Origin of the sequence: Sutterella sp. (genome assembly GCF_030539355.1) — a bacterium.
Classification (GTDB): Bacteria; Pseudomonadota; Gammaproteobacteria; order Burkholderiales; family Burkholderiaceae_F; genus Sutterella.
Genome location: NZ_JAUNSF010000046.1, coordinates 17,355 through 22,072, shown reverse-complemented (window position 1 = coordinate 22,072; position 4,718 = coordinate 17,355). Strand labels below are relative to the sequence as shown.

The window sequence follows — 4,718 nt, the reverse complement described above, 5'->3', positions numbered from 1 at the left end:
AATACAACTGGATTCAGACGTTTATAAACCCCATCTCTAATTGCATAATCAAATATTTCCTTTAATAGATACCCTACGTTGCTCGCGGACCTAGGTATTCTGGCATTCAAATTTTCTAGGAACTCTCTAATATCGTTCTCATTAATGGCTCGCATAGCTCGTCCCTTGAAGTATGTGAATACATGTTTGTTTAATGCATACATCTGATTTTTTAATGTCGCAGGATTTTTATAACCCTTTTCTTCGGAATGTCTTTCCCATATCCTATTAACATACTCCTCAAGACTTTCATTTGCCTTTTGAACTTTGATTCTTTCTTTAATTTCATCTAAACCGATTCCGTCGCTCCACATTTTCCTGATGACAATGGTCTTCTCTTTGGCATCTTCCAAGGAAATTGTCTTTGCACTACCGATTAAAATAATGCCTCGGCTTGTTTTCGATCTCAATGAGACAAAATAAAATCTTTCCCTTTTCTTATCATTAACTCTAAGATACAGTTGCGGAGCTATCCAATAATCCCCATTCGCAACAGATAAAACATTATCTGGACTTATTATCATATAAGATTACCAGGTCTGTTATATTACTTATTTAATTTCCTTAACGAACTAGTGTCTCTAACATCATTTCTTTCTGATAATGCTTCTTCTAGTTGTTCCAATGGAAGCAATTCATCCGCGTATCTTTGCATAATGGCTTTTCTTTGATCCAACAAATCGCTTCGTTGATAAGCTCGATAAGTCTTATTTCCTATATTGTGCATCAGACATTTCTCTGCCAACATGGTATCTACACCATTCTCAGCCGCCCATACTCGAAACGTCGATCTCATCCCGTGAATCGTTCCTCTGCTTTCAAATAGCGATTTTGCGTGAACGCCGAGATCTCCCAGTTTATAACATGTATTGTATCTGCCATAAAATACATATTCCTGCTTCATTTCCTGGCTCAAATAATCCAGAATTATATTCATCTGTCGAACCATCGGAACCCTGAAATCCTCAGCTATACCGTCCTTACGCCTGTCCGCGGGGATATTTATGATCTGGTTCTCACAATCAATCTCTCCCCACTTTAGTAATCTGATTTCCGAATTTCTGCAAGCGCTCAGAGCAATAAAAGAAATGCATAAAGACGCGGTATGATTATTTCTAATCCCCTTTAGCAGATACTCCCTCAATTCCTCAATACTGACAGACTTATAATGTTTCCTTTTATGAATCTTTGAATACTCCGGCAAGTATCCTTCTAACGCATTTTCCCATGAAGCTGGATTGATTCCTTCATACAATCCATCTCTAAGCGCATAATTAAATATCGTCTTAACTAAACCAATAATTTTCATTGTTGATCCCGGAACTTCTTTAATCAAAATCTTAAACAAACCTACTACATCGCTTACCTTAACTTCAGAGATTGGCTTATCCTTGAAATACGGAAATACCCACTTCTTCAGTCTCCACATTTGAAGTTCGGCCGTTTTTTCTGACTTATATTGCTTTAATGTACAATGCGATTTCCAAATTTTTAACGTGTATTCTTCGAATGTTTCCCCTAACTTTCTTCTATTACTTCTATCTCTTTCTTCCCTGGGATCTATTCCATCAGCTATAAGCTGCCGTATTCTGACCGACTCCTCCTTCACCAACTGAAGAGGAATATATTTTGGATTCCCTAGACTGATTTCCTTTCTCTTACCAAAGATGGTATACTTGACGACATAGCTTCTGTATTTGCCGTCGCCCCTGACAACCAGAAATAATTGAGGGGATATCAGATAACATCCATCTTTTACGGAAAATACGTTTCGTTCCGTGATTTTCATCCTTTACCTCCTGATGACGATATAGTTCACGTTCCCTTGCGGAACGACATCAAGAGGTCGGCACAATCAGGCTGGCAGGCCACCTGGTTACGTGTCACACCCTTCGCCCCCATCCGATGAGAACGAGAAGAATGGTGAACAAATCCGTTGCCGACGCTCTGCCAACGATCTTACGGATTGCATCGCATTGATGGGTCATTCGCCCTTCAACGGAACTCAACCATCCTTGTAACTAAATACTTGATATATAAGGATGTTCATTCAGGTCTCATGACCTGATCATTGACCTTTCACCTAGGTCTACGTCTCACTGCATGATCTACGGCCGCCTCCTCGGCTGGACCCAGGGCACGCTCGGCAAGGGCCTCGCTCTCGCCTTCCTCCTGATCGGCCTCGCCGTCGGTCTCATCCGCGGCTCGCTCGTGGGCGCGGTGGTGAGCATCGGCGCGGGTCTTGCCCTCATGTGCACGCCGGCGATCATCAACTCGATCTTCACCGTCACGGCCTAAGAGGCAGCCCATGCTGCCTCAGGGTCACGCGGTGCCGAAGAGCCTGGAGATCAATCCCCGGTTCCTGTTCTGGGAGGTCGAGGATGTGCTGATCACCTGCGTCGGAATCATCGTGGGCGGTCTGCTCAACCACCCCTTCATCGGGGGCGGCCTCGGAGCGATCGCCGCCTGGATCTGGCGCCGGCTCTCAAGCAAGTGCAGCAGAGGCTTCGCCTTGCACTTGACCTACTGGTGGCTCGATGGCTTTCAGCTCGAGCGCACGCCTCCCTCTCACAAGCGGCGATTGCTCGGCTGAAAGACCAGCACGGCACTCTAGCAAAAAACCTCCCTCTCCGCGCGGTGTTTCTGCCTTTGTTTACTGCAAAAGCCCCCCGCAGGAGAGGGAGTCCCGCAAACTTTTCCGCCCTTGAAGTCCCCGCCCCGCGGGGCCGGGGCCTCGAACTATGACCACCAACTCCGCCCACACCGGCCTGGAAGTCATGCGCATCGGCGTGCACCGCTTCTTCACGCTCACCTGGTCCGCGAGCATGGTTCTCAACATCCTGCTCGCGGCCGTGCTGCTTCTGCGCACGCCGCCGGTGCTCACGATCATTGCCCCGTACGGCTCGGACGACCCGGTGGCCGGGTGGCAGTTCACCGACACGAAGCCCGACGCGCGCTATCTCGAGCAGGCGAGCCTCAACGCGGTGACGCTGCTCACCAACATCACGCCGGTCAACATGGAGTCGGCCTACGCGAAGCTCATGAAGCTCGTCGACCCCGAGGTCTACGGCGTCTTCAAGAAGAAACTGCGCGAGGAGCACAGGAGCCTCGCCGCCGACGACGCCTCGATCGTCTTCTTTCCCTACCGCACCCGCACCGACACCTCGTCGATGACAGCCGAGGTGAAGGGAACCCGCAAGGTGATGATCGGCTCGGTCGTCACCGAGACCCGCACCGCGGTCTACCGCCTCACCTGGCGCTACGACACCGGCCGCCTCTTCCTCAGAACCATCGCCGAGATCTCCGCCGACGAGGCCTCGAAGATCTTCCACTGATTTCCTCTTACCCCGCCTTCCCCGATTGACGGTCTTCCGGGCAGGCGGGGTGTTCGTTTTTTCTCCTCGCCCCGACGGTCCCGACCAGCCCCGCCGGGAAAAGGGGGAACTGCACCCCGCCGCCCTTCCTTCAACCCGCACCTCCAAGGACACACAGAAGTGAACCCGCGACATTGCAAAAGTCCCCCGCGACGGCAAACCACCGCCATCGCCCGCCTCACAGCCCTCTCCTCCTGCCTTCTCCTCTCCCTCGGCGCGCTCTCCGCAAACGCCGCAGCATCCGAATCCGCCGACTGGGAAGCCTTCCCCCAGGACGGCGCTCCGTCCCTCGCCACCGCCACCACGTCCCCGTCCCGTTCCGCCGGCGCCGCCTCTTACAGGCGCGCCAAGGAAGCGAGTGCCTCGCTCACGTTCGAGGTGCCGCTCATGCGCCCGACGCGTCTCGCCATCATGGGCGAGCGCATTCTCTCGGCGGTCTACGACCGCAACGACCTCTCGGTCCAGACCGACGCCCGCCTCGGGCAGGTCTACGTGCAGCCTCTGCGCGAAGGCGACATCGCGCTCTACCTCTCGACCGAATCGGGCGAAAGCATCTCGATCATCCTCGTCTCCTCCGAGCTCACCGGCCCGCAGAACATCGTGCTTCAGCGCTCGTCCGCGCCGAGGGCCGGCACCGACACCCGGTCCGTGCGGGTGCTCGAGCCCCTGAGGGCGAGCAACTACGAGGAGGCCGTGAAGCGCCTCGTGCGTCATGCGCTCCTTGACGAGGAGGCCCCCGACGTGATGCGCCGCGGCGCCTGCCCGCGGCCCTCCCAGTCCTTGACGAGGGCGGTGAAGGCGCTCGAGGCGCTCAAGCCCCGCGTGAAGTCCTGCTGGGCCTCGACCGGCATGGCCGCCGCGGTCATCGCCGTGAGGAACCCGCGCCTCGGCACGGCCGAGATCAACGACGCGGCGCTGATCGGCCCGACGTCGCTCGCCGTGGCCGTCGACCGCACGACGCTCTCCTTCGGCGAAACGGCCACGGTGATCTTCGTGGAGGCGGGCAATGGCGAATGACACATTCGACGCGATCCGGAGCCGCTTCTCGAAGGACAGCCTCGAGAACGGCCCGCGGCGCGTCAACCAGATCATGCTCCTCATCATCCTCGGCTTCTCCGGGGCGGCGGTCATCACGGCCGGCCTCTTCATGAGCGCCGACTCGGGCGAGAAGGAGACCGACCCGGCCTCGGTCGTGCAGAACGATCTGACGCTGCACCCCGAGCGCGCGCAGCGCCAGGCCTTCATCTCGCAGCAGGAGGCGCGGCTCGACAACGTCGAGAAGCAGCTCAGGAACATCCAGAGCGC

The 4,718-nt window shown here is 54.3% G+C and carries 7 protein-coding genes; 5 read left to right on the top strand and 2 right to left on the bottom strand.

Going from position 1 to position 4,718, the window contains the following annotated elements:
- A partial coding sequence (locus tag Q4F91_RS07870; RefSeq protein ID WP_303336455.1) for a hypothetical protein occupies positions 1-392 on the bottom strand: 392 nt, incomplete at its 3' end.
- A gap of 194 nt (positions 393-586) precedes the next feature.
- Entirely contained in the window at positions 587-1,828 is a 1,242-nt protein-coding gene (locus tag Q4F91_RS07865; protein ID WP_303336453.1) for a site-specific integrase, read from the bottom strand.
- Positions 1,829-2,142: 314 nt separating this feature from the next.
- Between Q4F91_RS07865 and traA the strand changes: the two genes are divergently transcribed.
- From traA to Q4F91_RS07840, 5 genes are all read left to right on the top strand, one after another.
- The gene (gene traA, locus Q4F91_RS07860) at positions 2,143-2,337 is read left to right on the top strand and encodes a TraA family conjugative transfer protein (protein ID WP_303336451.1); all 195 of its coding nucleotides are present in this window, start codon (positions 2,143-2,145) and stop codon (positions 2,335-2,337) included.
- Between the two features lie 10 nt (positions 2,338-2,347).
- Entirely contained in the window at positions 2,348-2,632 is a 285-nt protein-coding gene (traL, locus tag Q4F91_RS07855; RefSeq protein ID WP_303336449.1) for a type IV conjugative transfer system protein TraL, read from the top strand.
- A 148-nt stretch (positions 2,633-2,780) separates the two neighbouring features.
- Positions 2,781-3,374, top strand: a complete 594-nt coding sequence (locus tag Q4F91_RS07850; protein ID WP_303336447.1) for a TraE/TraK family type IV conjugative transfer system protein — start codon at positions 2,781-2,783, stop codon at positions 3,372-3,374.
- A 159-nt stretch (positions 3,375-3,533) separates the two neighbouring features.
- A complete protein-coding gene (locus Q4F91_RS07845; protein WP_303336446.1) occupies positions 3,534-4,430 on the top strand; it encodes a type-F conjugative transfer system secretin TraK in 897 nt (298 codons plus the stop codon).
- On the top strand, positions 4,420-4,718 hold a 299-nt coding region (locus tag Q4F91_RS07840), incomplete at its 3' end, for a hypothetical protein (RefSeq protein ID WP_303336444.1). The genes Q4F91_RS07845 and Q4F91_RS07840, both read left to right, overlap by 11 nt.